The following is a 1,756-nucleotide window of genomic DNA, read 5'->3' as shown; positions in this document are numbered from 1 at the left end:
CAGTTCATGGTCACGAAGGTGAGGTCACGGGCTTGGTTCAGCGTACGCATACAGGGATGGTTCGACGGCAGCGGTCGGCGACGTTGCTGTTGGGGATCGAGGGACTTGCGGTGGCGTTGGTCACCCTCGATGGTGACGGCGGCCGGGTCGTGGACGTCGTCACCGATGAACGGTCCGCGGCAGCGTGCCCGGAGTGCGGGGTGCTGTCAACCTCGGTCAAGGAACGCACGACCACGCATCCGCGGGACCTGCCGTACGGGGCCTCGTCGGTCCGGTTGGTGTGGCACAAGACGCGGTGGCGGTGCCGCGAACGGGCCTGCCCGAGAGGAACATTCACCGAGTCACTGGCCACGGTGCCGGCCCGCTCGAGGCTGACGTCCCGGCTGCGGGCCGAGTGTGGTGAGCGGGTCGCGACCGACGCCGCGTGTGTTCAGGCGGCCGTGGACCGGTACCGGGTGTCCTGGCCGATCGTGCACGCCGCGTTCGTCGCGCACGTCGATGCCGAGCTGGCCGCGCCGGTGCCGGCGGTGCGTGTGCTCGGGATCGATGAGACCCGCCGCGGCAAGCCGGTCTGGGCCCGCGACGAGGAGACCGGCCGGTGGCGGATCATCGCCGACCGGTGGCTGACCGGCATCGTCGACGCCGACGGCACCGCCGGCCTGCTCGCGCATGTCGATGGACGGACCGCGCACGTCGTCTCGGACTGGCTGACCGACCAGCCAAAAGCCTGGCGGGACAACGTCACCCACGTGTGTATCGACCTGTCCGCGTCCTACGCCAAGGCCGTCGCCGACGCCCTCCCGGGCGCGGTCCTGGTCGCCGACCGGTTCCACCTGGTCCGGCTCGGCAACGACATGGTCACCGCCGTGCGGCAACGCGCCACCCGTGAGGAGCGGGGCCGTCGAGGCCGCAAGCGTGACCCCGAGTGGGTCTCACGGCGGCGGCTGCTCACCGCCCACGAACGCCTGTCCCCGGCCTCGTTCGCGCGCATGTGGAACGGGCTGATCGACCAAGGCGATCTCGGTATCGAGGTCCTGCACGCCTACGCCGTGAAGGAGAACCTCCGGGCTCTGCTCGCCCTCGCGCCCACACCGGGAACCTCGGTCCCTGACCGGTCCGCGATCTCCCACCGCCTGTGGCGCTTCCTGTCCCTCGCCGCCGCCAGCGACAGCCCAGAGGTCCACCGCCTCGCCGCGACCGTCGAGAACTGGTGGCCCGCGATCGAGGCCGGCCTGCTCACCGGCTACTCCAACGCCCGCTCCGAGGGCTACAACCGGCTCGCCAAGCACCAAGGACGCAACGCCTTCGGCTTCCGCAACACCGAGAACCAACGCCGCCGCATACGCTGGGCCTGCACTCGTCAACACCGACGAGCTACAGCTGGGACCAACGAGTTGCCCGCTCAAGTTCGATGAGCCCGTTAGCATCGGGAGTCCCTGTGGGGGACTGGTGGGGGAAAGAATGTCATCTGATGGGTTAGTCTGTCTATACCTGTCCCTCGAATCCCTTTGGTACACAACAAGTTTCGCATGTTTCGGGGCAGTTTTGCAAGCAGGGGGTTACGGGTTCGAGTCCCCTTGGCTCCACCACGTTTGTGCAGTTCTCAGCCGCTGTTCCCAGCATGACTTCTTGCCCGGTTGACGTCGGGTGCAAGGTCTGCGGAGGAAGCGTGGGGGAAGGATCTGGGTGCTCGCGGCCTGGATTCTTCTGGAAATCCCTATTCTCCGCTTTCAGCGGAGAACTACAGCGATGCCGT

General features: G+C 67.7%; 1 protein-coding gene. It reads left to right on the top strand.

All coding sequences use genetic code 11. The annotated features are described in order from the left end of the window. Nucleotides 1-56: 56 nt before the first annotated feature. Nucleotides 57-1,415, top strand: a complete 1,359-nt coding sequence (locus BN11_RS21075; RefSeq protein WP_048700423.1) for an ISL3 family transposase — start codon at nucleotides 57-59, stop codon at nucleotides 1,413-1,415. Nucleotides 1,416-1,756 lie beyond the last annotated feature (341 nt).

It is taken from the genome of Nostocoides australiense Ben110 (assembly GCF_001050535.1).
GTDB lineage: Bacteria > Actinomycetota > Actinomycetes > Actinomycetales > Dermatophilaceae > Nostocoides_A > Nostocoides_A australiense.
This window is presented reverse-complemented; position numbering and strand designations above follow the sequence as displayed.

Bases quoted from the DNA above. Each gene is read 5' to 3' on its own strand.
- BN11_RS21075 (WP_048700423.1), top strand. From the start codon at position 57: ATGGTTCGACGGCAGCGGTCGGCGACGTTGCTGTTGGGGATCGAGGGA.